The 25558-nt window shown below is 68.1% G+C and carries 22 protein-coding genes; 12 read left to right on the top strand and 10 right to left on the bottom strand.

Annotated features, from left to right (window positions below; translation table 11 throughout):
- The first annotated feature begins 25 nt into the window (after positions 1 to 25).
- Positions 26 to 853 carry a class I SAM-dependent methyltransferase gene (locus BR47_RS0100430; protein WP_051634537.1) on the top strand — a complete coding sequence of 276 codons (828 nt, stop codon included), beginning with the start codon at positions 26 to 28 and terminating at the stop codon, positions 851 to 853.
- Here BR47_RS0100430 and BR47_RS0100425 read toward each other — a convergent pair.
- Complete coding sequence (locus tag BR47_RS0100425) at positions 850 to 1293, bottom strand: hypothetical protein (RefSeq protein WP_141772135.1); 444 nt, start codon at positions 1291 to 1293, stop codon at positions 850 to 852. The two genes, BR47_RS0100430 and BR47_RS0100425, sit on opposite strands and share 4 nt — an antisense overlap.
- A gap of 45 nt (positions 1294 to 1338) precedes the next feature.
- Here BR47_RS0100425 and BR47_RS0100420 point away from each other — a divergent pair, with 45 nt between their 5' ends.
- Positions 1339 to 2115, top strand: coding sequence for a transporter substrate-binding domain-containing protein (locus BR47_RS0100420; protein ID WP_029118252.1), 777 nt, complete (start codon positions 1339 to 1341; stop codon positions 2113 to 2115).
- 5 nt (positions 2116 to 2120) lie between these two features.
- Here the strand turns inward: BR47_RS0100420 and stpK7 are convergent, their stop codons facing one another.
- Entirely contained in the window at positions 2121 to 3890 is a 1770-nt protein-coding gene (stpK7, locus tag BR47_RS0100415; protein ID WP_029118251.1) for a serine/threonine protein kinase StpK7, read from the bottom strand.
- Positions 3891 to 4073: 183 nt separating this feature from the next.
- Between stpK7 and BR47_RS29360 the strand changes: the two genes are divergently transcribed.
- Together BR47_RS29360 and BR47_RS29355 are read left to right on the top strand one after the other, a co-directional pair.
- Complete coding sequence (locus tag BR47_RS29360; protein WP_051634536.1) at positions 4074 to 4865, top strand: DUF222 domain-containing protein; 792 nt, start codon at positions 4074 to 4076, stop codon at positions 4863 to 4865.
- 19 nt (positions 4866 to 4884) lie between these two features.
- Entirely contained in the window at positions 4885 to 5706 is an 822-nt protein-coding gene (locus BR47_RS29355) for an HNH endonuclease (RefSeq protein WP_231506626.1), read from the top strand.
- A gap of 163 nt (positions 5707 to 5869) precedes the next feature.
- Here BR47_RS29355 and BR47_RS0100400 read toward each other — a convergent pair whose 3' ends face one another.
- Together BR47_RS0100400 and BR47_RS0100395 are read right to left on the bottom strand one after the other, a co-directional pair.
- Positions 5870 to 7825 carry an ABC transporter ATP-binding protein gene (locus tag BR47_RS0100400; RefSeq protein WP_029118250.1) on the bottom strand — a complete coding sequence of 652 codons (1956 nt, stop codon included), beginning with the start codon at positions 7823 to 7825 and terminating at the stop codon, positions 5870 to 5872.
- 20 nt (positions 7826 to 7845) lie between these two features.
- Positions 7846 to 9579, bottom strand: coding sequence for an ABC transporter ATP-binding protein (locus BR47_RS0100395; protein ID WP_036421705.1), 1734 nt, complete (start codon positions 9577 to 9579; stop codon positions 7846 to 7848).
- A 147-nt stretch (positions 9580 to 9726) separates the two neighbouring features.
- Between BR47_RS0100395 and BR47_RS0100390 the strand changes: the two genes are divergently transcribed.
- Positions 9727 to 10239, top strand: a complete 513-nt coding sequence (locus BR47_RS0100390; protein WP_036421708.1) for a DUF3558 domain-containing protein — start codon at positions 9727 to 9729, stop codon at positions 10237 to 10239.
- The gene (locus tag BR47_RS0100385) at positions 10236 to 10775 is read left to right on the top strand and encodes a DUF3558 domain-containing protein (protein ID WP_020104072.1); all 540 of its coding nucleotides are present in this window, start codon (positions 10236 to 10238) and stop codon (positions 10773 to 10775) included. The genes BR47_RS0100390 and BR47_RS0100385 overlap by 4 nt, the downstream gene beginning before the upstream one ends.
- On the opposite strand, the gene BR47_RS0100380 is transcribed toward BR47_RS0100385, so the two are convergent.
- Positions 10772 to 11275, bottom strand: a complete 504-nt coding sequence (locus BR47_RS0100380; RefSeq protein ID WP_020104073.1) for a SixA phosphatase family protein — start codon at positions 11273 to 11275, stop codon at positions 10772 to 10774. The genes BR47_RS0100385 and BR47_RS0100380 overlap by 4 nt on opposite strands.
- 52 nt (positions 11276 to 11327) lie before the next feature.
- On the opposite strand from BR47_RS0100380, the gene BR47_RS0100375 reads away from it, so the two are divergent.
- From BR47_RS0100375 to BR47_RS0100365, 3 genes are read left to right on the top strand one after another with little or no spacing between them, the layout of a single operon-like run.
- A complete protein-coding gene (locus tag BR47_RS0100375; RefSeq protein WP_029118249.1) occupies positions 11328 to 12467 on the top strand; it encodes a metallophosphoesterase family protein in 1140 nt (379 codons plus the stop codon).
- Complete coding sequence (locus BR47_RS0100370) at positions 12464 to 15088, top strand: AAA family ATPase (RefSeq protein ID WP_029118248.1); 2625 nt, start codon at positions 12464 to 12466, stop codon at positions 15086 to 15088. Before BR47_RS0100375 ends, BR47_RS0100370 begins: the two co-directional genes overlap by 4 nt.
- A 37-nt stretch (positions 15089 to 15125) precedes the next feature.
- A complete protein-coding gene (locus BR47_RS0100365) occupies positions 15126 to 16631 on the top strand; it encodes a GMC family oxidoreductase (protein ID WP_029118247.1) in 1506 nt (501 codons plus the stop codon).
- 2 nt (positions 16632 to 16633) lie between these two features.
- On the opposite strand, the gene BR47_RS0100360 is transcribed toward BR47_RS0100365, so the two are convergent.
- A complete protein-coding gene (locus tag BR47_RS0100360) occupies positions 16634 to 17836 on the bottom strand; it encodes an acyl-CoA dehydrogenase family protein (protein ID WP_020104077.1) in 1203 nt (400 codons plus the stop codon).
- 78 nt (positions 17837 to 17914) lie between these two features.
- On the opposite strand from BR47_RS0100360, the gene BR47_RS0100355 reads away from it, so the two are divergent.
- Positions 17915 to 19171, top strand: a complete 1257-nt coding sequence (locus BR47_RS0100355) for an alpha/beta hydrolase (protein WP_029118246.1) — start codon at positions 17915 to 17917, stop codon at positions 19169 to 19171.
- Between the two features lies 1 nt (position 19172).
- On the opposite strand, the gene BR47_RS0100350 is transcribed toward BR47_RS0100355, so the two are convergent.
- The 4 genes from BR47_RS0100350 to BR47_RS0100335 are packed head-to-tail and all read right to left on the bottom strand — an operon-like array spanning position 19173 to position 24563.
- Positions 19173 to 20849 (bottom strand): ABC transporter family substrate-binding protein, encoded by a 1677-nt coding sequence (locus tag BR47_RS0100350; RefSeq protein ID WP_029105830.1) that lies wholly within the window; start codon positions 20847 to 20849, stop codon positions 19173 to 19175.
- Positions 20849 to 22684: a dipeptide ABC transporter ATP-binding protein gene (locus tag BR47_RS0100345; protein WP_029118245.1), complete on the bottom strand. Its 1836-nt coding sequence runs from the start codon at positions 22682 to 22684 to the stop codon at positions 20849 to 20851. The genes BR47_RS0100350 and BR47_RS0100345 overlap by 1 nt, the downstream gene beginning before the upstream one ends.
- Positions 22681 to 23592 (bottom strand): ABC transporter permease, encoded by a 912-nt coding sequence (locus BR47_RS0100340; RefSeq protein WP_029118244.1) that lies wholly within the window; start codon positions 23590 to 23592, stop codon positions 22681 to 22683. The genes BR47_RS0100345 and BR47_RS0100340 overlap by 4 nt, the downstream gene beginning before the upstream one ends.
- Positions 23589 to 24563, bottom strand: coding sequence for an ABC transporter permease (locus BR47_RS0100335; RefSeq protein WP_029118243.1), 975 nt, complete (start codon positions 24561 to 24563; stop codon positions 23589 to 23591). The genes BR47_RS0100340 and BR47_RS0100335 overlap by 4 nt, the downstream gene beginning before the upstream one ends.
- Before the next feature lie 226 nt (positions 24564 to 24789).
- On the opposite strand from BR47_RS0100335, the gene BR47_RS0100330 reads away from it, so the two are divergent.
- Positions 24790 to 25035: a hypothetical protein gene (locus BR47_RS0100330; protein WP_090563004.1), complete on the top strand. Its 246-nt coding sequence runs from the start codon at positions 24790 to 24792 to the stop codon at positions 25033 to 25035.
- A 177-nt stretch (positions 25036 to 25212) separates the two neighbouring features.
- Positions 25213 to 25461: a hypothetical protein gene (locus BR47_RS0100325; protein WP_141772311.1), complete on the top strand. Its 249-nt coding sequence runs from the start codon at positions 25213 to 25215 to the stop codon at positions 25459 to 25461.
- Positions 25462 to 25558 lie beyond the last annotated feature (97 nt).

Genomic DNA, 25558 nt, shown 5'->3' with positions numbered 1-25558 from the left:
GGGCTGAGCGGGAATCGCAGTAGCGATGAATCATTGGCATTACGGCAATTACGCCCCACCGCACCCGATCCCGCCGGCACTGCCGAGGTCGGATCGGGGCGACTACACAGTGGCCGGGCATTGGCTCCTCGCCAGACTCGGGAAACGCGTGTTGCGGCCCGGCGGCATGCATTTGACGCGCGCGCTGCTGTCCGACGTGGACGTCAGCAATGCCGATGTCGTCGAATTCGGACCCGGAATGGGGCGGACCGCGGCCGAGATTCTGGCCCGCGCCCCGCGCTCGTACCTGGGCATCGAGCTCGACCGTGATGCTGCCGACACTGTCGCTCTGGTGGCCGGACAGGACAATGTGCGGGTCGGGGACGCTGCCCATACGGACCTGCCCGACGCGAGTGCGGATGTGGTGATCGGCGAGTCGCTTCTCACCATGCACGACGGGGACGCCAAGGAGGCGATCGTCGCGGAGGCCGTGCGCTTGCTGCGGCCGGGCGGCCGCTATGTACTGCACGAACTGGCGATGGCGCCCGACACTCAAGCCGAGGCCGCCGACATCGCGGGCCAATTGGCCGGTGCCGCACTGACCAAGGTCCGGCCGATGACCGTGGCAGGGTGGGAGCAACTGCTGGTGGAGGCGGGGCTGACGGTGGAGCGAGTGCGGGTCGCGCGGGCGTCACCGCTGGCGCTCCGGCGACAGGTCGTCGACGAAGGTATTTGGGGCGCAGTCCGTTTCGTCGCGAAGCTCGCGCGGCATCCGGAAGCCCGCCGCCGCGTCCGGCAGTTACGGGTGTCCTATTCACGACATCGAACGCATCTGGCGGCGGTGGGGCTGGTTGCGTCGAAGCCGGCCGGCTAGCGAGCGGCCGGCAGCTCGATTCCCATCTGCTGCAAGGCCTTTCGCATGGAGCTGTCGCCGCGGTCCAGATAGCCGCTCAGCTGGTCGAGCGACGCGTCCGCGGTGCCCGGCGTCATCATCGTGCAGACGCGGGCGAACGACCGGAAGTTGTCGATGCTGTCCTGCAACGACGAGTTGACGTCCGCGTTGGGCGTCGGCAGGTTCTTGCCGAGATCGTCCAGAGTGCCTTGCAGTTTTGTGCAATCCCGCGACATGGCGACGAAGTCGTGCGCGGTCATTGCTTCCCCGACCGTGCCGAGCGTGCCGCCCAGGCTGGACACCGAATCGGTGATGGGACGTTGCCACGTGAGGTCGCCCGGCGCGCCGGCCTGGCCCGGCACGGTCTGTGTGCAGGCGCTGAGCAGTGCACCTGCCACTGCCAGTACCGCAACTCGACGCATACAGCCAGCGTAGGCGAGTTGGTGGTCGCGTGAGAGTCTGGCTGCATGAGGCGCACAGTGTTCGCGATGGCGTCGGTGCTGGTCGTTGCGGCGGTTGCGGCGTGCAGCTCGCCGCCGGACGAATCCACACCGAAGGCACTGACGGTGTGCAGCACCGGCGACTATCGCCCGTTCACCTACCGTGACGCCGCCGGTGAGTGGAGCGGTATGGACATCGATCTGGTCCGGGATTTCGCTCGGGAATCCGGCGTGGAGCTGCATCTGGTGCCCACCACCTGGCCGACGCTCATGGCGGACCTCGGGCACAAATGTGAGCTGGCAGTCGGGGGTATCAGCATCACCGCCGACCGCGCCGCCAAGGCGCTGTTCTCCGAGCCGTATCTGCGCGATGGCAAGGCGGCGATCGTGCGGTGCGCCGATGCCGCGAAGTACCGCTCGCTGCCCGATATCGATCGCGGGGGAGTGCGGGTTGTCGTCAATCCGGGTGGTACCAATGAACAATTCGACCGCGCCAATCTGCACCACGCGAGCATCGTCGAATACCCGGACAACAACACCATTTTCGATCAGGTCATCGAGGGCAAGGCCGACGTCATGATCACCGACGGCAGTGAAGTTCGTTGGCAGGTCACGCAACATCCGCAGTTGTGCGCGGTATCGACCGACCAGCCGTTCACCGTCGCGCAGAAGGCCTACCTGATGCCCAAGGATGCAGTGTCGCTGCAGCAGCGAATCAACAAGTGGCTCAGCACTATTCAAGGTGATGGCAGCTACGCGGCCGTCAGCCGGAAATGGCTGGGTGCGAACATCGGGCCGAAGTAGACGGCCTAGCGCAGCGCGCCGTTGATGACCGGCTTGTCGATGATGCCCATCTCCACACCCCATTTGGTGGCGATCTCCCGGTATTCACCGGTCTGCATCAGGTGTTTGAGCGCCGCCTGCAACGCGGCGGCGAGCGACGAGCCCTTGGCCACCGGCCACCCGTAGGGTTGCGCATCGACGATGCCGCCGGCCGCTTCCAGCTTGCCGCCGCTGAGTTTGATCGCGTAGCCGGTGACGGGCGAGTCGGCCGCCATGGCGTCGACGGTGCCGGCGAGCAGTGCCGCGGTGACGCCGTCCTGGCCGGCGATCGGGACGATCTCGATGGGTGCCACGCCGGCCGCCACGCATGCCGCGCTGCGGGCCGGCAGGTGGTCGGTCTCCTCGACCGAGCCGAGGTGTACGCCCACCCGTAATCCGCACGCCGCGTTGGGATCCACACTCGATCCGGCCCGCCTGGCCCACAGCACGCCGGCTTTGAAGTAGGTCACGAAGTCGGCTGACTTCTCCCGCTGTTTGGTGTCGGTGGTCGAGGACGCCCCGACCGAGATGATGCCGTCGTGCACCGAAGCGACGATCTTGGAGATTCCGATCTCCCGGAACTCCGGTTCGAGCCCAAGGACCCGGCTCACCGCCGTCATCAGATCGACGTCGAAACCGGTGAACTTCCCGTCGGTGCCCTTGAATTCGTTTGGTGCATAAGGAATGTTGACTCCGACGACCAGTCGGCCCGAATCCTTGAGATCGGCAGGCAGTTTGGCGGCAATCGACGGCACCGAACCCGACGGCCCGACCTGGTATTGCCGGGACCAGTAGAGCCACGCGGTTCCCGCACCGGCGGCCAGCACGATCACCGCACCGACCGCGATGACGATCCGCCGGGTGCGGCGCTTCGGTTCGTCGGTCTGCACCGCATGGCGTCCCGAGCCCGTGCGCGGGCCGGTGCGGCCCGAAACGCGGACCTGCGCGCTCAGTGCGGCGCGGGCGTCCGCGGCGAGTTCACCGGCGTGCTGGTAGCGCTTGCCGGGTTTCTTGGCCATGCCTTTGGCGATCACGTCGTCGAATGCGACGAGCCGCCGGTCGACGTCGGACGGCTTCGGCGCCGGGGCGCTGACGTGCCCGGCGATCTGGTGCTCCAGGCTGTCGGCCGGATACGGCCGCCGGCCGGTGAGGCATTCGGACAGCACGCAGGTCAGCGCGTAGATGTCCGAGCGAGGGTCGGCCTGGCCGCCCTCGAACCGCTCGGGCGCCATGTACGCCAAGGTGCCGAGAGTGCTTCCGGCCGTGGTCAATCCGTGCTCACCGGCGGTGCGGGCGAGGCCGAAGTCGATCAGGTAGGCGAAGTCGTGGTCCGTCACCAGGATGTTGGAGGGCTTGATGTCCCGGTGGATCAACCCGGTCCCATGGGCTGCGTCCAGGGCCGCGGCGATCTGCTCGATGATTCGGACGGAGAAGTCGGGGCTTGGGCGATGCTCGGTGTCGGCCAGGATTTCGGCGAGGGTGCGGCCTTCGATGAGCCGCATGTCCAGGTAGAGCTGACTGTCGATCTCGCCGAAACCATGAATGGGGACGACGTGCGGCTCGTTGAGGCCCGCGGCGGCCTGGGACTCGCGCTTGAACCGTTCCTGGAACACGGGGTCCTTGGCGAGGTGTGGCGGCAGCACCTTGAGCGCGACGGTGCGCTGGGTGTTGGTGTCATAGGCGATGTACACCTCGCCCATGCCGCCGCGGCCCATCAGTTCGCGCAGCTCGTACTGCCCGAATCGTGTCGGCTCCACCCAGCACTCCTTGGCGTGTCAGTTTCGTGTGAAAGCTACAACACCTGGTCAGCGGTGGCCGGGTGAATCACAGTCGGGTGGTCTGGCGGGAGTCGGTGAGGCCGGACGGGAAGCTGTCACCGATGTCCTGATGTGGACAGAAAAGTTCCTTGCCTATCGAACGTATGTTCGATACAATTGGGCATGGGAATCGCACCGGATTTCAACCCGCTTCTCGACCACCTCCGTGGCGTGCAGGTCCCCGACGACATGTCCGGGGACGGGGCGGTGGAGGCGATCACGTGTGTGATGCGGATACGTCATGTGGCCGATCATCTGGCAGCGATGCTGACTGGGGTGCTCGACCGCTGCGGGGTGGCGGCCGCGCAGGGCCGGACGCTGCGGGAGCTGTTGATGGCGTTGGGGTGTGCGCCGTCGGTCGCGGAGCGGCTGGTCCGTGTCGGTGCCGCGCTGCCGGCGCTGCCCACGCTCGCGGCCCACGCTGGTGATGGTGCGATCTCTGGTGAGCATGTGGATGCGATCGTGAAGGGCATCAACCACATTCGCGCCCGCGCACCCGGACCAGTCAGCGAGGAAGCCCGGTTTGCGCAGCTGACTGATCTGTTGGGGCAGTTTTTCTCCGGGGCCACCCCTGCTGACATCGGGAACCGCGCCCGAAAACTGGGCAACCGCGTCGCCGCGGCGGAAGGCGGGTTGCCCGCGGCCGAGGATCGGTCCATCAACACCGCCGACCACCGCATCACCAGCGACGGGCGGGTCCAGATCCGCGCGGACCTGGACGCCGAAGTCGGCGCCAAATACATCGCGGCGATCGAACAAGGGTCCGCGCCGCGGCCCGAACCCGACGGCAGCCCCGATGTGCGCTCGGCGGGGCGTCGACGCGCCGACGCCCTGGAAGCGGTGTTGGATATCGCGGCCCGCGGCGGGGACACACACTTAACACATTCAGGCCCGCGCACCCGGCCCGGTGGATGAAGCCGCCCGGTTCGCGCAGGTGACCGATCTGTTGGGACAGTTCTTCTCCGGCGCCACCCCCGCCGACATCGACAAACGCGCCCGCCGGTTGGGCAACCGGGTCGCCGCCGCTGAAGGTGGCCTGCCGGCCGCCGAGGACCGGTCGATCAACACCGCCGACCACCGCGTCACCAGCGACGGGCGGGTGCAGATCCGCGCGGACCTGGACGCCGAAGTCGGCGCCAAGTACATCGCGGCGATCGAACAAGGGTCCGCGCCGCGGCCCGAACCCGATGTGCGCTCGGCGGGGCGTCGACGCGCCGACGCCCTGGAAGCGGTGTTGGATATCGCGGCCCGCGGCGGGGACATCGCCTCCGCCCCGCGGACGCAGCTGTTGTTGACGGTGCCCGCCGACACCCCGGACCTGGCCACGCTGGAATTCATCGGGTCGATCAGCACCATGACCCTGGACCGGCTCACCTGCGACACCACCGTCACCACCATGATCGTCGACGGCGAACAAGTGCCCCTCGATATGGGGCGCGAGAAACGGCTGTTCCCACCCCATCTGCGCAAAGCGCTCTATCACCGCGATCAATGCTGCATCAAATGCGGCGCACCCCCAGGGCGCACCCACGCGCATCACATCGTGCACTGGACCCACGGCGGCGACACATCACTAGGTAATGGCTGCCTGCTGTGCCCGGCCTGTCACGCCAACATCCACCACGACGGGTGGGACGTCGTCATGGGAATGGACAAACACCCCTGGCTCATCCCACCCGCCACCGTCGACCCCCACCGAAAACCCATCCCCGCCCACAACCGCCGCACCATGCACCTCGACCACGCAGCCGCCTAACACCTAAAGCACTGCGCACCTTGACAACTAAACAGTGACAACGCACCGCGGGCCTGCTGCTTCCACAGCGGGATGGGAGCAGCAGGCCCGCACCCGGACGGCGCCCGACGAGCTGCCACCGACAGCACGCCCAGCTCGGTTGCGGACGTACGTGGCGCCAGCCTCAGGCCTGCGTCATCTTCCAATAGGCCCCGCGCCGCTCCAGCAGCTCGTCGTGGGACCCACGCTCGACGATGCGCCCGGCCTGGACCACGAGGATCAGATCGGCGTCGCGGATAGTGGAAAGTCGGTGCGCGATAATGAAACTCGTCCGATTGCGCCGCAGCTCCGCGGTGGCCTGAGCGATCAGCAGCTCGGTGCGGCTGTCGACCGAACTGGTGGCCTCGTCGAGGATCAACAGCTGGGGTTGCCGGACCAGCGCTCGCGCAATGGTGATCAGCTGCTTTTCGCCGGCGCTGATGTTGACGCCGTTCTCGTTGAGTCGCGTCTGGTACCCGTTCGGCAGCGTGTGCACGAAATGGTCGACGCGCGCGGTGCGGGCCGCCTCGATCACCTCGGCCTCGGTGGCGTCGGGACGTCCGTAGGCGATGTTGTCGTAGATCGTGCCGCCGATCAGCCAGGTGTCCTGCAGCACCATGCCGATGCGCAACCGCAGCTCGGCGCGGCTCATCGTCGCGATGTCGTGGCCGCCCAGCAGGATTCGACCGAAATCCGGCTCGTAGAACCGCATCAGCAGGTTCACCAGTGTGGTCTTGCCGGCCCCGGTCGGCCCGACGATGGCCACGGTGGTGCCCGGTTCGGCGACGAACGACAGGTCTTCGATGACAGGAGTCCCGGGTACGTAGGAGAAGTTGACCCGCTCGAACTCCACGAGGTCCGGCGAAGCCGAGAAACTGCCGGCCGCAGGCGAGAAACTGCCGGCCGCAGCCGAGCCGCGGTCCAGCACGCCCAAGCCACTATCGGGTGCCGCTGACCCACGGCCAAGCACCGGCCCAGCCACGACTCCGGACTCTTCGTCGGCGTCCAGGAACTCGAAAACCCGCTCGGCGCTGGCCATCCCGGACTGCATGGTGTTGTACATCGACGCGATCTGGGTCAATGGCTGGTTGAATTGCCTCAGGTACTGGATGAACGCCTGGATGCTGCCCAGACTGATCTGTCCCGTCGCCACCTGGATACCGCCGACCACCGCGACGCCGACGTAGCTGATATTGCCGATGAACGTCGTGATCGGGGAGACCAGCCCAGACAGCGACTGCGCCCCGAAACTTGCTTGGTACACATCGTCGTTCAGTTCGCGGAACTTCTCCTCCGCCAGTGCCCGGTGCCCGAAGGTCTTGACGACGGTGAAGCCGCTGTAGGTCTCTTCGATGTGGGCGTTGAGCCGGCCGGTATTGCGCCACTGCGCCATGAACTGTTGCCGCGACCGCTTGGTGATGATGCGCGTCGCCAGCAAGGTGAGCGGCACCGTCAGCACGGTGATCAACGCCAGCAGCGGCGAAATCCAGATCATTGCCGCCAGCACCGTCACTACTGTCAGCGCCGAGGTCAGCAGTTGACTGACGGTGATCGTCAACGACGTCTGGACGTTGTCGATGTCGTTGGTGACGCGGCTGAGAATCTCCCCGCGGCGACGGGAATCGAAGTAGGACAACGGCAGCCGGTGAATCTTGTCTTCGACGTGGGAGCGCAGCGCGAACATGGTGCGCTGCACGATGGTGTTGAGCAGTCGGGCCTCGGCCCACACCATCACGGCTGAAACCAGATACAGCAGCAGCGCGAGCGTCAGCACGTGGCCGATCGCTGTGAAGTCGACGCCCTGGCCCGGAACGACATCGGACCCGGCGAGCAGGTCGGCAAAGGTGTTGTCGCCCCGCGCCCGCGCCGCTGCCACCGCCTGTTCACGGCTGATGCCCGCCGGCAGCCCGCGGCCCAGAACCCCGTTGAACAACAGGTCGGTGGCATGGCCCAGGATGCGCGGCCCTATCACGCCGACGGCGATCCCGGCGATGCCCAACAGCATCACCACGATCACCCGGCGCCGTTGCGGCGCCAGCTGTTTCACCAGCCGCAGCGCCGTGTCCCGGAAGTTCTCGGACCGCTGACCCGACGCCAGCATGGCGGCCGACGGCGGCCGGGTCACGCCAGGCCTCCGGCCACGACCGCTTGCGAGTCGGCGAATTCGCGGTACACCGGGCACGACTCGATCAGCTCGGAATGCGTGCCGACGCCCACCACGCGGCCGTTGTCGAGCACGACGATCTGATCGGCGGCGGCGACCGTCGAAAGGCGTTGGGCGACAATGATCACCGTGGCATCGGCGGCCGCCGCGGACAACGCGTCCCGCACCCGGGCGTCGGTGTGGACGTCCAGCGCCGAGAAGGCGTCGTCGAACAGGTACACCGCCGGCCGTCGGACCACCGCGCGGGCGATGGCGAGGCGCTGGCGCTGTCCACCGGAGAAGTTCGTGCCGCCCTGTGCGACGGGCATGCCGAGCCCCTCGGGGTGGTCCGCCACGAAATCGGCCGACGCGACACCGAGCGCGGCCCACATCTCGTCTTCGGTCGCGTCAGCCTTGCCGAACCGCAGGTTGTCGGCAACCGTGCCGGAAAACACATGCCCGCGCTGCGGCACCACCCCGATCATCGACCACAGCTGTTCAGGGTCGTAGTCCCGCACGTCGACGCCGTCGACCATCACGGAGCCCGAGGTGACGTCGTACATCCGGCACAGCAGTGCCATCAGCGTCGACTTGCCGGAGCCGGTCGATCCCACGATGGCCGTCACCGTCCCGGGCGAGGCGGTCAGTGAAACCCCGTGCAGCACAGGGTCGTCGGCCCCGGGGTACCCGAAGGTGGCGGCCGCCACCTGTATCTCCCCGCGCCGCACCTCCGGCACCACGGGCGAATCGGGCGCCACGATCGACGGCTCGGTCGCGAGCACGTCGGTGATCCGATCGGCGCACACCGACGCCCGCGGCAGGATCACGAGCACGATGGTCACCATCAGCACGGCCATCAGGATCTGCATGAAGTAGGACAGGAACGCGATCAGCGAGCCGACCTGCATCTGGCCGTGATCGATCCGGATTCCGCCGAACCAGATCACCGCGACGCTGGACAGATTCACCACGAGCGTGGTCGCGGGCAGCATCAGGGCCTGCCACCGGCCGACAGTGAGGGTGGTGTCGGTCAGGGCGTGATTCGCATCGGCGAACCGCGCACGTTCGGCGTCCTCCCGCGAGAAGGCCCGAATCACGCGAATGCCGGTGAGCTGCTCGCGCAGCACCCGATTGATGTTGTCGATCAACCGCTGCATGCGGCGGAACAGCGGCAGCAACCGGGAGATGATGAGGTAGTTGCACACCGCCATCACCGGCACGCTGACCAGCAGCAGCCACGACAGGCCGGCGTTCTGGTGCACGGCCATCGCGATGCCGCCGATGCACATGATCGGTGCGGTGATCAGCATGGTGCAGGTCATCTGCACCAGCACCTGGATCTGCTGGACGTCGTTGGTGGTGCGGGTCATCAGCGTGGGCGCGCCGAACCGGACGGCTTCGGCGTTGGACCAGCCGAGCACCTGGCGGAACACTGCCCAACGCAGGTCGCGGCCGAACCCCATGCCGGCGCGGGAACCGAAGTAGACCGCGCCGACGGCGCACAGCACCTGCAGCGCGCTGACGGCGAGCATGGCGGCGCCGAGCCGCCCGATCACGGCGGTGTCGCCGCGAGCAACGCCGTGGTCGATGATGCGGGCGTTGAGCGTCGGCAGATACAGCGAGGCCAGCGTGCTGATCAGTTGCAGCGTCGCCACCACCGTCAGCTGCCGCCGATACGGCCTCGTGTACTGCCGCAGCAGTGCCCAGAGCATGCGGTTACTGTGGCACACCCGGGAATGCTTGTAGAAAGACCAGGTCAGTCGGCATGTCGGTGGTTGACCTCCGAACCTGCCGCTACAGTGCATGGCGTGACCCGCAGACAGGTGAAGACTGCCGCCGCGACCGTGCTTGCCGCGGCGATGATTCCGGCGATGTCCGCCTGCTCGGACGGCGGCAACGGTGGCAGCGCTCCGGCGGGCGGCCCCTCGGGCCCGGCGGCGTCCGGCCCGGCCAAGCACGGCCCGATGTTCCCGGTGTGCGGCGGCGTCAGCGATCAGACCGTCAGCCAGCTGACCCAGGTCCCCGGCCTCGTCAACACCGCGAAGAACTCCGTCGGCTGCCAGTGGCTGGTCAACGGTGGCATCCTCGGTCCGCACTTCTCGTTCACCTGGTACCGGGGCAGCCCGATCGGTCGCGAACGCAAGACCGAGGAACGGACGCGAGCCGACGTCAACGACATCAACATCAACGGCCACTCCGGGTTCGTCGCACTCGGCGAGGACCCGATGATCGGCAAGAGCCTGTGTGAGGTCGGCATCCAGTTCGATGACGACTTCATCGAATGGTCCATCAGCTTCTCGCAGAAGCCGTTCCCCGATCCGTGCGACATCGCCAAGGAACTGTCCCGGCAATCGATTGCGAACGCGAAATGACACGACGGAAACTGGCCGGAGCGGTCGCCGTGATGTCGGCGTTGGCGCTGGTGGGTTGCGCGCGCTCCGTCGAGGGCACCGCACTGAAGGAAGGCGCCGGCGGCGGCAGCGAGCACTCGGCGGATTCCTACCCGAACCTGCTCAAAGAGTGCGACGTGCTGACCAACGACGTGCTGGCCAAGACGGTCGGCGCGGACCCGCTGGACATCCAGAGCACCTTCGTGGGTGCGGTGTGCCGCTGGCAGGCGCTGAACCAGTCGGCGGGCCTCATCGACATCACCCGGTTCTGGTACGAGCAGGGCAGCCTCGATGAGGAGACCAAGGTCGCCCAGCACCTGAACTACAAGTACGAGACCAAGGCGATCGCCGGCGTGAAGTCGATCATCATGCACCCGAACGACCCCAACGGTTCGTGCGGTGTGGCCAGTGACGCCGCCGGTGTCGTGGGCTGGTGGGTCAACCCGCAGGGCCCGGGCGCGGACACCTGCGGCATGGCCACCAAGCTGATGGAGCTGACGCTCGCCACCAACTCCTAACGAGGGATGTGGAACTGATCCAACGTGGCGCTGCGCAGCTCCAGCTGCGACCAGTGCCGCTTGGTGTGCAGAACCGCGATCGCCGACGTCGGGTATTTCATCGCGATCTCGCCGGCGGCGTCAGGGTCGCTCGTGTCGAGCGACGCCAAACTCAGCGCGAGCGATGACATGACCGGTTCGTGGCCGATCACCAGCAGTGTGTTCGCCGCCTCCGGTGCACCGTTGATGACCTCGATGGCGATGCCTGCCGTCGCGTCGTAGAGGCGCTGGACGTAGGTCACGGGTGCGGTGATGCCGGTGCGTTCGAGCGTCTGCCGGGTGCGGGTGGCGGTCGAGCACAGAACGGCGTCGACGGGAGGGAGATGTTCCCGAATCCAGTCGCCGGCGAGTGCCGCTTCGCGGATGCCCCGTTTGGCGAGCGGCCGGTCGTGGTCGGCGACCCCGTCGGGGTAGTCGGATTTCGCGTGCCGCAGCAGGATCAATGTTCGGGTTCCCGTCACCCGCCCACCGTAGATCCCCAGAGTTGTCGGTGCCCGGTTTTACACTCGCCGCATGCGTTTCGTCCACACCGCCGACTGGCAGCTCGGTATGACCCGGCATTTCCTGGGCGGTGAGGCGCAGCCGCGCTACTCAGCCGCGCGCCGTGACGCCGTGGCGCGTCTCGGTGCACTGTGCACCGAGGTCGGTGCCGAATTCGTCGTCGTGGCCGGGGATGTCTTCGAACACAACCAGCTCGACCCGCGCGAGGTCAGCCTGTCGCTGGAGGCCATGCGGGCCATCAAGATCCCGGTGTTCCTGTTGCCGGGCAACCACGATCCGCTGGATCCGTCGTCGGTCTACACCAGCTCGCTGTTCCTGGCCGAATGCCCGCCGAACGTCACGGTGCTCGACGGCGTGCACGAACTGCGCCCCGGGGTGCAGATCGTCGGAGCGCCGTGGCGTTCCAAGGCGCCCACCACGGATCTGACGGGCGAGGCGGTGGCCGAGTTGCCGGCCGATGGCGTCACCCGAATTGTGGTGGGCCACGGTGGGGTAGACGTCCTCGATCCCGATCCCACGAAGCCGGCGCTGATCCGGCTGGCCGCTGTCGAGGACGCGGTACGGCGGGGCGCGGTCCACTATGTGGCGTTGGGGGACAAGCACTCTCGCACCGAGGTCGGCAGCACCGGCCGGGTGTGGTATTCCGGCGCGCCCGAAGTCACGAATTACGATGACATCGAGGCGGATTCGGGCCACGTCCTGGTGGTCGACGTCGACGATGCGGATCAGTCGGTCACGGTCGAGTCCCGCCGGGTGGGGCAGTGGCGGTTCGTCACGCTGCGCCGGATCGTCGACACGGACCGCGATATCGCCGACCTGGACCTGAACCTCGACGGCCTGCCGGACAAGGAACGTACCGTCGTCCGGCTGGCGCTGACCGGCTCGCTGACCATCTCCGACAAGGCCACCCTCGACGCCTGCCTGGATCGCTACGCGCGCCTGTTCGCCGCGCTGACGACCTGGGAACGCCACACCGACCTAGTCGTGGTCCCGGCCGACGGTGAGTTCTCGGACCTCGGCATCGGCGGGTTCGCCGCGGCGGCGGTCGAGGAATTGGTCGGCACCGCAAGCGCTTCGGGCGACGACGGCGACGACGCCCGTGCGGCCCTCGCGCTACTGCTGCGCCTGGTCGATCGGGGGAGCGCGGCATGAAGTTGCACCGGCTGATCCTGACCAATTATCGCGGCATCGCCCACCGCGAGATCGAATTTCCCGAGCGCGGTGTGGTGGTGGTCGCCGGCGCCAACGAGATCGGCAAGTCCTCCATGATCGAGGCGCTCGATCTGCTGCTGGAGTCCAAGGACCGCTCGACCAAGAAAGAGGTCAAGCAGGTCAAACCGACTCATGCTGACGTCGGTGCTGAGGTGACGGCCGAAATCTCCACCGGCCCTTACCGGTTCGAGTACTACAAGCGGTTCCACAAGAAGGCCGAGACCCGGCTGACCATCCTCGCGCCGCGCCGCGAGCAGCTCACCGGCGACGAGGCGCACGACCGGGTGCGCGCGATGCTCGAGGAGACGGTCGACACCGAACTCTGGCGGGCCCAACGCATTCTGCAGTCTGCCGCCATGGTGCCGGTCGATCTCGCCGGGTGCGATGCGCTGGCGCGGGCACTTGACGTCGCGGCCGGCCAGGCCGGTGCGCTCGAGGGCGCGTTGTCGGGCAATGAGCCGCTGCTGGTCGACCGGATCGACGCGGAGTTCTTGAAGTACTTCACGCAGACCGGCCGCCCCACCGGTGTGTGGGCCGAGGCCATCAAGGGCCTGAAGGCCGCGCAGGCCGAGGTCGCGGCGCGCACCGCCGCGGTGGCGGAGGTCGACGAGGCGGTGCGCCGGCACGGCGAGCTGACGATGGAATTGGCCACGGCCACTGAGCAATTGGCGGCCGCGGAGGTACGGCTGGCGGCGGCTCGGGAAGCGGCCACCGCGGTGGCGCGAGTCCGCGACGACCTTGCCCAGGCGCGCGTGCAGGCGCAGGCGGCGGTGGCGACCTCGACGGCAGCACGCAGCGCACTCGACGAGCGGCAGCGGCTGCAGGCCGACGTCGAGCAGCGGACGGGCAGCATCGGTGAACTGACAGCGGCCTCCGAGCACGCCGCGCAGCAGCAGGTGGCCGCGGCGCAGCTGCAGCAGGCCGCCGATACCGCCGTGGCCGTGGCACGGTCCGTGGTGGAAACCGGCCGCGCCCGCTTGGATGCGGCGCGCCGGGTGGTGGACCAACTGTCGCAGCGCGCTGAGGCCGTTCGGTTGGCCGGCCTGCTGGAGCGGGTGCAGGCCGCCGCCGACGAACTGGCTGCGGTTGCGGATCAGCTGGGCAAGATCACCCTGACCGCGGCGGGCATGCGCGCCATCGAAACGGCCGCCGCAGCGGTGGACCGGGCAGCCGCGGCCGCTGAACTCGCCTCGGCACGAATCGAATTGGTGGCGCACGGCGACGTCGAGCTGCGGGTCGGCGACCAGGACGTGACGCTGTCCGCCGGCGCGGAGTGGACCACGAGCGCGGGCAGTCGCACCGACGTCGAGCTCCCCGGGCTGCTGACGGTGCGGGTGCTGCCCGGCACCCCGGCCGCGGACACCAGCGCGGTTCTCGATGCGGCGCGCAATGCGCTGGCGGCGGCGCTGCAGCCGCACGGCGTCGCCGACGTCGAGGCCGCGCGGGCCCTGGACGCCCGGCGGCGCGAACTCGAAGCCGAGCGTGATCGGCTGACCGTCACCCGGCAGACCCTGCTGGGCGCCGACACGGTCGAGGAGCTCGCAGCTCGGCTGGCGGGGCTGCGGGAGCAACTCGGCGACACCGACGCCATCGACGTCGGGGCCGCCCGGGCCGAGCTGGAATCTGCCGACGCCGAACAGCGCCGGGCGGCAGCCGATTATGAGGAATGCCGCGACACGGCCACTGCCGCGGCCGCCGCGGTGGCGGCCGCGCTGACCGCGGCGACGGTCGCCCGCGAGAAGGTGACGGCGGCGACGACCGCGCTCACCGAGGCCACCGAGCGGTTGGCCCGGCAGCGCGAGCTGGAGGACGACGCGGCGTTGAGCCAGCGCGTCGCGGCGCTGGGGGAGCAGGCGGCTGTAGCCACCGCGCGCGAACAGGAACTCGCCGCTGCACTGGCTGCCGCCGCGCCCGAGGCCGTCGACGCGGAACTGGCGGCGGCCACTGCGGATTCGGCCCGGCTCGCTGCCCGGCGCCGCGAACTCGACGACCAATTGCGGGATGTGGCAGCGCAATTGAAGGTGTACGGAACGCAGGGCCGCCAGAGCCAGCTCGATGCTGCCGAGATCGCGCTGCGGCACGCGGAGTCCGAACATGCCGCGGTGGGCCGTCGAGCCCGGGCCGCCGAACTGCTGCGCACGGTGATGGGCCGGCACCGCGAGCAGGCCCGGCAGCGGTACGTGGCGCCGTTCCGCACCGAGGTGGAACGGCTGGGACGCATCGTTTTCGGCGACAGCTTCGCCGTCGAGGTCGACAGCGATCTGCGGATTTGCAGTCGCACCGTCGCGGGCACCACCGTGCCGTACGAGAGCCTGTCCGGCGGGGCCAAGGAACAGCTGGGGATCGTCGCCCGACTGGCCGGAGCGGCGTTGGTGGCCAAGGAGGACACCGTCCCGGTGATCATCGACGACGCACTGGGGTTCACCGATGCGGGCCGCCTGACCCGGATGGGTGAGGTGTTCGACGCGGTCGGCGGTGACGGCCAGGTGATCGTGCTGACCTGCAGCCCCGAGCGTTATGCCAGCGTCGGCGACGCGACGCGCATCGAGCTCACCGCTTAGGCCCCTGGTAGGCCGCTTTTCGTGACAGACTGCGGCGGTGATCGCTGACTTCGTCGTCGTGGGTACGGGCTCGGCCGGTGCGGTGCTGGCTGATCGACTGAGCGCCGACGGCACCGCGCAGGTGGTGGTGCTGGAAGCCGGGGCCGTCGACAAGAATCAGTTCATCCATATCCCGGCGGCTTTCGCGAAGCTGTTCCGCGGCGAGTTCGATTGGGATTACTCGACCGAACCGCAGCCGGAGCTCGCCGACCGCCGCATCTACTGGCCGCGCGGCAAGACCCTCGGCGGTTCGTCGTCGATGAACGCCATGATGTGGGTCCGCGGCCTGCCCGCGGATTACGACGAGTGGGGTGAGCTCGCCGGCGAAGAGTGGTCGTACGCGGCCGTGAAGAAGTACTTCGACCGGATCGAGGCCGGGCCGCTGGTGCTCAGCCCGCAGCGCAGCCCGCGCGGCGTCACCGCCGCGTGGCTGGAGGCCGCCGAGCAGTCCGGTCATGAGGGGTTCGTCGAGACCCGGGTGTGTCAGCGCCGTGGCGCGCGCTGGAGCACCGCCGACGCCTACCTGCGTCCGGCTCTGAAGCGGTCCAATCTGCATCTGTGCACCGGCGCCACGGCAACCCGCGTGCTGATCGAGGACGGGCGGGCGGTCGGCGTCGAGTACGAAGCGGACGGTCGTCGTCAGGTCGTCCGCGCGCGCCGTGAGGTGATCCTGTGCGGCGGCGCGATCAACAGCCCGCAGCTGCTGATGCTGTCCGGCATCGGTCCGCGCGAGCATCTGGCCGAGCACGGCATCGACGTCGTCCACGATGCGCCGGGCGTCGGCTCGAATCTGCTGGATCACCTGGTGGTGCTGCTCGGGTTCGACGCCAACTGCGAGACCCTGATCAGCGCGGAGAAGCCGGTGCAGCTGATCAACTACCTGACCCGCCGCCGCGGCATGCTCACCTCGAATGTCGGTGAAGCATATGGCTTTGTCCGCAGTGATCCCGATCTCGCGCAGCCCGACATCGAGCTGATCTTCGCGCCGGCACCCTTCTTCGACGAGGGCATCGGCGAGGCGTACCCGCGCGACGCGGTGGCGATGGGGCCGATCCTGGTGAAGCCCAAGAGCACCGGCACCATCCGGCTGGCGTCGGCCGATCCGTTGGCCAAGCCGATCATCGACCCGCGCTATCTATCCGACCCCGAGGGCGCCGACCGCAAGGCACTGCTGGCGGGCTTGCGGATGCTGGCGGACATGACCCAGGCCCCGGCGCTGAAGGGACTGCTCGGCGACATCGCCCGCCCGGTGGGCGCGCACGATCTCGACGACCGCACGCTGGAGCTGGCACTGGCGACCACGTCGCACACGCTGTATCACCCGACCACCACGTGCCGGATGGGCACTGATGAGGCCAGCGTGGTCGACCCGCAGCTCCGCGTCCGTGGTGTCGCGGGGCTGCGGGTCGCCGACGCTTCGGTGATGCCGACCATCATCCGGGGCCACACTCACGCCCCGAGCGTGCTGATCGGTGAGAAGGCCGCCGACCTCATCACCGCCTGAGGTCAGAAGTACGCGTTGGCGGGAATCGCCGTGCCGTGCAACAGGTTCTGTCCGACCACCCGGGCCTTGTAGCCGACGGGATTGTGCAGCGTGATGGTGCGGATGTTGCGCCAGTGCCGGTCGAGGTTGCGTTGCCGGCTGGCCGCGCTGGCACCGCCGAGCTCGAGGAGCTTGGTGGCGGCGCGCGGCGCGATGTCGTCCAGGTGCACCTTCACCTTGGCCGCCTGCAACTGGGCCTCCGCGACCAGCGCCGCGTCGGGCACACCGTCCGGACCGGTCGAATCGATGGCCGCCCCGATCGCCGCCGCCGCATCCAGTACCGCGGCCCGGGCGATGTAGGCAGAGCTGGCCAATTCGCCGAGTTGGCGCTGCAGCAGCGGGTCGTCGGTCGGTGACGCCGCGGAGGCATGGCTGAAGCTGCGCTCGCGGGACCGCAGGAGCGCAATCCCGTCGTCCACGATGTTCTCCAGAATGCCGGCCACCACGGCGTGGATGTACAGCTGCAGCAGGGTGTACTGCACCGACGGCACGGGCTCGGCGTCGTACGGCGTGTCCGAGAGCACCTCGTCGGGCAGCACCGTCACGTCGCGGAAGCGCGTCGTGCCGGTGCCGGTACGGCGCTGGCCGAAACCGTCCCAGTCGTCGATGATCTCCACGCCCGCACGATCGGCGGGGATGATGACGATCGCCACCGAATCATGATCGGTGGTCGCCGTCACGGTCAGGTAGTCCGAGAACAGGGTTCCGGTGCTGTAGAACTTCTCGCCGGTCAAGGTGAAACTGCCGTCGTGGCCCGGCGTCAAGCGGGTGTTGAACACGAGGCTGCCCACCGCGTGGGAGCCCTTCTCGCTGAACGCATTGCCGAACACCTTGCCGTCGACGACCTTTTCGAGCCAGGCCCGGGATCCGGGCTGGTCCAGGGTGCGCAGCCGCTCTTCGACGAACCAGAAATGCGTGCGGAAGATGTGCGCCACCACCGGATCGGCGCGGGCGACGTCGATGACGGCGGAAAACAGTTGCGGCACCGTGAGTCCGGCGCCGCCCAGCTCGGTAGGTAGGCGCAGGGTGCCGAATCCGGCCCGCTTGAGCGCGGCCACCTGGTCGAACGGATTCACGTCTTCCAGATCGCGGTCTTTGGCGCCTGCGGCGATATCGGCCAGCAGGTCGTTCCACGTGGTTGTGTCGGGGAGGTCGAGGATCGTCATGACCCAGTTCTACGTACCAGCACAGTCACAGGCACTGCTTACGCTCGCGCCGAACCTAAGGCGGCACAATGAGTGGCGATGACCATGAACGCCAAGCGCCGCAAGGCGCACGACAAGCTCGCGGCGCTGCCGGGGGTGCGGTCGGTGCGGCGACCGGTTCGGTCAAGTGGCGCTGAGGAATTCGATCTGTTCTATGTGCGGACCGGTCCGCCGGGCGACCATCCGCTGGTCATCATTCCGGGCGGGCCGGGTGCGGCGTCCATCGGGCATTACCGCAATCTGCGGCGTCATGCGACGGCCGCCGGCCTGGACGTCATCATGGTCGAGCACCGCGGCGTCGGCATGTCCCGGCACGACGACGCCGGCGCCGACCTGCCCACGGAGGCGCTGACCATCGAGGCCGCGGTCGACGACATCGCGGCGGTTCTGGACGACGCCGACGTCGAGTCGGCGGTGATCTACGGCACGTCGTACGGCAGCTACCTGGCGGCAGGTGTCGGCGTGCTCCATCCCGGCCGGGTGCACGCGATGGTGCTGGACTCGCCGCTGCTGTGCGCCGACGACATCGACGCGGTGCGCGAGGCCACCCGGGCCGTGCTGTGGGACGGCACCGCGCCGTCGACGGAGGGGCTGGCCAGCCGGGTGCGGGGTCTGGCCGCGGACGGGCAGCTGACGCCCTGGGTGGTGCAGCTGGCGACGGGACTGTACGGCCTGGTCGGTCCGGAGGTGCTGGAGCAGCAGCTCGAGTTGCTGCTCACCGGACGCGGACTGCTGTGGCACGCCATCGGGCACAGCACCAAGCTGTTGTTCGAGAGCAAGACGCCGTACCGCCATGAACCCGACCTGGTCGAGCACATCGGCTACCAGGAGCTCAACTACGCTCCCGAGCCCGACGGCCTGCCGATCGACCCGGCGCTGGCGTACCGCGAATCCGCCACCGGTGACCCGGATTTCGTCGCGGAACCGTTCGACCTCGTGGCCGCGATGCCGGGATTCGACTGGCCGACCGTGGTGATCTCCGGTGGGCGCGATTTGATCACCCCGCCGGCCGTCGCCCAGCGGGTCGCCGGGCTGATTCCCGGCGCCGTACTGCTGGAACTGCCCAGCGCGGGCCACAGTGTGCTCGACATGCGCGAAGGTGCGGCACTGACCATCGCCACCGCGGTGTGCGCCGGCGAATACGCGGAATTGCCGGACCGGGCAACCGAATTGGACACTGCGCCGCCGGACTTCACGGTGCGCCTGATGGTCAAGGGCATCGCGACGGCCGCAGCCGCCGAGTCGCTGGTGCCGGCCGGGCTGCCGCGGGCCATCAGGCAGCTCAGGACCTGGTAGTTCAGGACTTGATGAAGCCGATCGTCATGTAGTTGAGGTCACCCAGGCCCGCTGGGCCGTAGTTGGCCAAAGTGCTTCGGACCGCAGCGTTTCCGGGGGATTGCGCGAGCGGCAGGCTGAACGTTTCGGCCCACAGCATGCGATCCAGCTGATTGGCCAGGGCCTGTGCCTTGACGGGATCGAGTTCGTCGAGCGTCTGCTCGATCTTGGCGTCGATCTCGGGCGTGCCGACCTTGCCGAAGTTGCTCTCGCCGCCCGAGGCGTAGATCTGGGTCAGACCACTCAACGGGAAGGCGTCGCCCTGCCAGGCGAAGGCGGCGATGTCGAAGTTACTGGGAATGATGTACTGGCTGAAGAAGTCTGCGCCCGAGGACACCACGAGTTCCAGCTTGACGCCGATATCGGCGAGGGTTTTCTGCGTCAGCTGCCCGATCTGCCGGCCGCTCGGGGCGTCGTAGAAGACGATCCGCACCTTCAACGGCTTGCCGTCCTTCTCCCGCACCGAGCGGCCCGCGGGCAGCTTCCAGCCCAGCGCGTCGAGTTCGCGACGTGCCGCCTCCGGGTCGAAAGGTGTCCCGCCGCTGTTGTTCTGGTAGCCCGCCTGCCCCGCGACGTAGATGTGGTTGTTGAGTGGCACCGGGTTGTCCACCAGGCCGTGCTGCAGGACCGTCACGATGGTTTTTCGGTCGATGCCCATGGCGACCGCATGCCGCACTGCCGGATCGGCGAGGATCGAACCGGGCGCGCCGTTGAAGGTCAGGTGCGACCAGGTGGGTCCCGGCGCGGTGCGGATGTCGACCCCCTTGGTGCGCCGGGCGCGCACCATGTCGTCGATCGACCCCAGCCCGGTGGCATCGATGGCGTTGTTCTGCAACGCCGGGATACGCGCAGCGTCGTCGAGGACGAGGAACGTGATGCTGTCCAGCAGCGGCCGGGCGCCCCACCATTTCGGATTGCGGGTCAACGTGATTCGCTGCGCGCCGCGGTCGACGTTCGAGACGACGAACGGACCGGCCGACGGCCCGGGCTTGTTCAGCTGTCCCTTGTTGAACACCTCGGGATCGGTCGTCGAGACCTTGGGCAGCAACATGCCGTTGCCCGCGAACATGCCGCGCCACTCGGCATAGGGCCGGGTGAACGTCATGACGGCCTGCCGGTCGTCGACGCCGCGGGTCACCGAGGCCACCCGCTCGCTGCCGTTGGGGCTCGCGATCTGGAACCGGGGGTCCTTGCCGGTCGTCGCGGTGACCTCGGCGGCGATGTCCTCCCAGGTGATCGGGGCGCCGTCGCTCCAGACCGCCTTGGGATTGATCGTGTAGGTGACCACCTGCGGATTGGTGCTGGTGAGCCGGATGTCCGTGAAGTAGTCGTGGTTGACGGTGGTCGAACCGTCGGGTCCGACGATGAACGCCCGCGGCAGGGTGGGCCGGAGGATCGCGGCGGTGTCGACGGTGTTGCCGTCGATGTTCAGCGTGTTGAAGTTGTCCGGGAACGCGGTGAGCGCCAGGCGCAGATTGCCGCCGTCCCTCAGGGTCGCCGGGTCGCGGGGGTTGAGGTCGTTGGCCGCACCGAGTTTCGGCGCGCCGGCGCTGGACCCGCGGTACTCGCTCGAGCAACCGGCCACCAGGGCGATCAAGGCCACGAGGGCCACCACCAGTTGACTGCGACGGGACGCCATCATTCACCTCCCGGCTGCGGCACGGCATCGAGTAGCCGCTGGGTGTACGGGTCCTGCGGGGCGCTGAAAACTTGTGCGGCATCGCCTTGTTCGACGACGGCGCCCTTGTACATCACCGCCACGGTGTGGGCGAGATGGCGGACAACCGAAAGGTCATGCGAGACAAACAGATACGACAGGTCGAAGCGCTGCTGCAGGTCCAGTAGCAGGTTGATGATGCCGGCCTGGATCGAGACGTCCAGCGCCGACACCGGTTCGTCGAGCGCCAGAATCTTGGGCTGACGCGCCAGGGCCCGGGCGATGCCGATGCGCTGCTTCTGACCACCGGAGAACTCGGCTGGGTAGCGGGCCGCGTCCTCGTGTCGCAGCCCGACGATGCCGAGCAGTTCGGTGACGCGGTCGTCGATCCGGTTCTTGTCGAAACCGCCGACTCGCAAGGGTTCGGACAGCACGTCGAACACCGGCAGTCGCGGATCCAGCGCCGCCACGGGGTCCTGGAATACCACCTGCAGGTCGCCGCGCAGCTCGCGGCGCGTGTCGCGGGTCAGGCCGGCCACGTCGTGGCCGAGCACCGTGATCGAACCCGATTGCGGCGCGGTCAGATTCAGGATCTGGTGCAGCGTGGTGGTCTTGCCGGAGCCCGATTCACCGACGATGCCCAGGGTGCGGCCCTGCCGCAGCTGCAGGCTGACGCCGTCGACGGCGCGCAGCTCGCCGACCTTGCGCCGCAGCATCCCGCCGCTGAGCTTGAACGTCTTGACCAGGTCGCTCACCGCGAGCACCACCGGCCGGTCGGCACCGTCATCCGCGACGACCTCGGGTTCGGTTGCCACCCCGTAGATTTCGGCTGCGCTGCGCCCAGTCACCTGGTCGGTGTGGATGCAGGCGGCGGCGTGCCCGGGCGCGACGTCCAGCAGCGCGGGTTCGGCCGCCCGGCAGTCGTCGTCGGCCAGCGGGCAGCGCGGCGCGAAGGGGCAACCCGGCGGGAGTGCCGCCATCGACGGTGGCGCGCCGGGGATCGGCACCAACCGCGAGCCCTGCGGCGCGTCGAGCCGCGGCACCGAGCCCAGCAGGCCGACGGTGTACGGCATCACCCGGTCGCGGTACAGGTTCGCCACCGGCGCGGTCTCGACAGCCCGGCCGGCGTACATCACCATTGCGCGGTCGGCGAATTCGGCGACCACACCCAGGTCGTGCGTGATCATCAGCACCCCGGCGCCGGTGACGTCGCGTGCGGTGCGCAGCACGTCGAGGATCTGCGCCTGCACGGTGACGTCGAGCGCCGTGGTGGGTTCGTCGCAGATGATGAGGTCGGGGTCGTTGGCGATCGCGGTGGCGATGACGACGCGCTGGCGCTCACCGCCCGACAGCTCATGCGGGAACGCGCGAGCGCGGGCCGCGGGCTGCTTGATGCCGACCAGCTCGAGTAGTTCGACCGCCCGGGCGCGCGCTGCGCGCCGGTCCATCGAACGGTCGTGCACGCGAAGGGCTTCGGCGATCTGGTCGCCGACGGTGTACACGGGGGTGAGCGCCGACATCGGGTCCTGGAACACCGTGCCGATCACCCGGCCGCGCACCTGGGACATCGCGTCGTCATCGAGCCCGACGAGCTGCTTGCCCTGCAGTTTCACCGAACCGGTCACCTGCGCGTGCTCGGGCAGCAGACCCACCACCGCCATGGCGGTCGCGGACTTGCCCGCGCCCGATTCACCGACCAACGCCAGCACCTCGCCGGGCGCGATGTGAAAGTTCATGCCGCGCACCGCCGAGACGTCCTCGTCGGACGTCTGGAAGGTGACGGTGAGGTCGCGGACCTCGAGCAGCGGCGCGTTCATCGCTTCACCTCCGCGGACCGCCGCCGACGCGGCCGTGCCGAGGGATCGAGCGCGTCGCGCAAGCCGTCGCCGATCAGGTTGGCGCACAGCACGATCAGTACCAGAACGCCGGCCGGAAACAGGAACACCCAGGGGAACGTGGTGACCGACGGGGTGCCGTCGGCGATCAACGTACCCAGGGACACGTCGGGCGGCTGCACGCCGAAACCCAGGTAACTCAAACCGGTTTCGGCCAGGATCGCGACGCCGACGTTGAGTGTGGTGTCGATGATGAGGATCGACGCCACGTTCGGCACGATGTGCCGGGCGATGATCCGGGCGTGGCTGACACCCATATACCGTGCGGCCGTGACGAACTCACGTTCGCGCAGGCTCATGGTGAGGCCGCGCACCATGCGGGAGCTGATCATCCACGAGAACGCCGCCAGCAGAATCACCAGCCACAGCACCGTGCTCTGGTGCCGGATGCGGGGCGTGACGATCGCGATCAGGATGAAACCGGGGATCACGAGCAGCAGGTCGACGATCCACATCAGCACCCGATCGCGCCAGCCACCGAAGTAGCCCGCCACCGAGCCGACCGTCGCGGCGATGACCGTCGAGATCACGGCGACGCACACGCCGATCAGCATCGACTTCTGCATGCCGCGCAACGTCTGCGCGAGCACGTCCTGCCCGAGGGCATTGGTGCCGAACAGGTGCCGGCCGTCGGGAGGCTGCAGCAGGGCGTCGAAATCCATGTCGGTGTACGCGTAGGGGAGCAGCGGCGGCAGGGCGTAGCAGCCGACGAAGAGCGCCACCAGCAGCACGAGCGACACCACGGCGGGGCGGTTGCGGACGAAGCGCCGCGCCACCAACGTGCGCCGCGATGCGAACCGGGCGCGCGGCAGCCCGAACTGGACGCTCATGAGACCCGCACCCGGGGGTCGAGGGCGGCATAGACGACGTCGGACAGCAGGCCGCCGATCAGGATCGTCGTCCCGGAGAACAAGGTGAACGCGGCGACGATGTTGGCGTCCTGGCCTTGAATGCCCTGCACCATCCATTCGCCCATGCCATGCCAGCCGAAGATCTTCTCGACGAACACCGCACCGGTGACCAGGCCCGCGACGCCGTAGGCGAACAGCGTCGCCATGGGGATCAGCGCGGTGCGCAGCCCGTGCTTGAAGAGCGCCCGGCGCCGGGTCAGGCCCTTGGCGCGGGCGGTCCGGATGAAGTCCTGGCCGAGCACGTCGAGCATCGCGTTGCGCTGGTAACGGCTGTATCCGGCGATGGCGCCGAGGGCCAACGTGGCGGTCGGCAACACCAGGTGCTGCAGCCGGTCGACGAACCCGTGCCAGCCGCCCGCCGCGTAGGGCGAGGTCTCACCCGTGTACTGGAACAGCTGGAAGCCCAGCACTTCGTTGATGCCGAGCGCGCCGAGGATCAGCAGGTTCGCGATGACGAATGTCGGGGCGCTGAGAATCAGCAGCGCCAGCACGGTGATGGTGCGGTCGGAGAATCGATACTGCCGGATGGCCCCCCACGCCCCGATGATCACGCCGATGATGGAACCCAGGATCGACCCGATGGCCACCAGCCGCAGGCTGATCCACACCCGTCGTCCCAGTTCTGCTGAAACCGGTTGCCCGGTAACGGTTTTCCCGAAGTCGCCGTGCACCGCGCCGGACACCCAGTTGGCGTAACGCGGCAGCAGTGGCTTGTCGAGACCCAGGTCGTGGGCCTTGGCGTCGATGACGGATTGCGGCGGCCGCGGGTTGCGCTGTAACAGGTTGTCCAGCGGATGGAAGGTCACCGACGTCAGCGCGAACGTCAGGAACGTCGCCAGCGTCAACAGGATCGCGTAGTTGAACAATCGGCGGATCAGGAACCGCGTCATGGGTTGCTCGCTGGAAACCGCATCTGGACAGGTTAAGAGATCCCGGCGCACTAGCGCGGGATTGGCGCCCGATGGCCGCGGCCGTCCTGTTTCTGCGCTGGTGACGCACCAGTTCTGAATTTGGTGGAATACCTGAGGGTCGGGGCGACTTGAAACTGTTTGACCGGCTGCGTGCCCCAACGGTGTGGCGAATCGCGGCGGATCGCGTCTAGGTGGGAGACCCGCGATGACTCAAACCAAGCATTCCGAAATCAACAAGAAGTGGGCAGCCGGCGTTATCGCCGGGAGTATGGCTGTCTGTGCGACGGCCGTGGTGCTTGTCGGAGCGCAGGCGCATTCCCTGAAAACGACATCGGCCAACGGCACCTCAGTCAGTTCCGTTGTCAGCGCCACGACGGTGGGGCCGATCATCAGCGCCGCGCCGGCGATCACCGGGCCCGCTCCGCTGTACCCGGGGCAGGACCCGGGCTAATCAGTTTCGCGGCGGAGAGGCCTTCGCTGCGGCCCAGATTCGATCTGCGCGCTATGAAGGGCGAACTGCCAGAAGCGATTCAGCGCACTGTCAGATTGCCGCGCTTGACTTGAGGCATATGACCGGCCGCCTGCACCGGCGGCGCGGCGCAGTTGTCCCAAGCACGGGAGGCAAACCATGAGTCGACCAGAGACTTCCGGAATCACCATGAAATGGGCAATCGGGCTCATCGGCGGAAGCGCGGTGATGGGCGCCGCCGCGGTATGTGCCGGCGTGTTGGCAGGCCCGTCCGAGACGACGACGGCCAACAGCACGTTGATCACGTCGACGAGCACGACCGCGCCGGTCACCTTCGCGGCGCCGTCGATCACCGGCAAGGCTCCGCTGTGGGCCGGGCAGTCGCCCGACACCAACCCGCAGGGCTAGCGCGGCACGGCCGAGACCGGGGATTCACAGCTCGCACATAGAATCGCCACAGTCGCGCCCCACACCAGTGCGAATAATGGAAGCTGTGACAGGTCCC

It is taken from the genome of Mycobacterium sp. UNC410CL29Cvi84, assembly GCF_000686745.1.
In the GTDB taxonomy this organism is placed as follows: Bacteria; Actinomycetota; Actinomycetes; order Mycobacteriales; family Mycobacteriaceae; genus Mycobacterium; species Mycobacterium mucogenicum_B.
The sequence above is the reverse complement of the archived record's forward strand: the minus strand, read 5'-3'. Positions and strand labels throughout refer to the sequence as shown.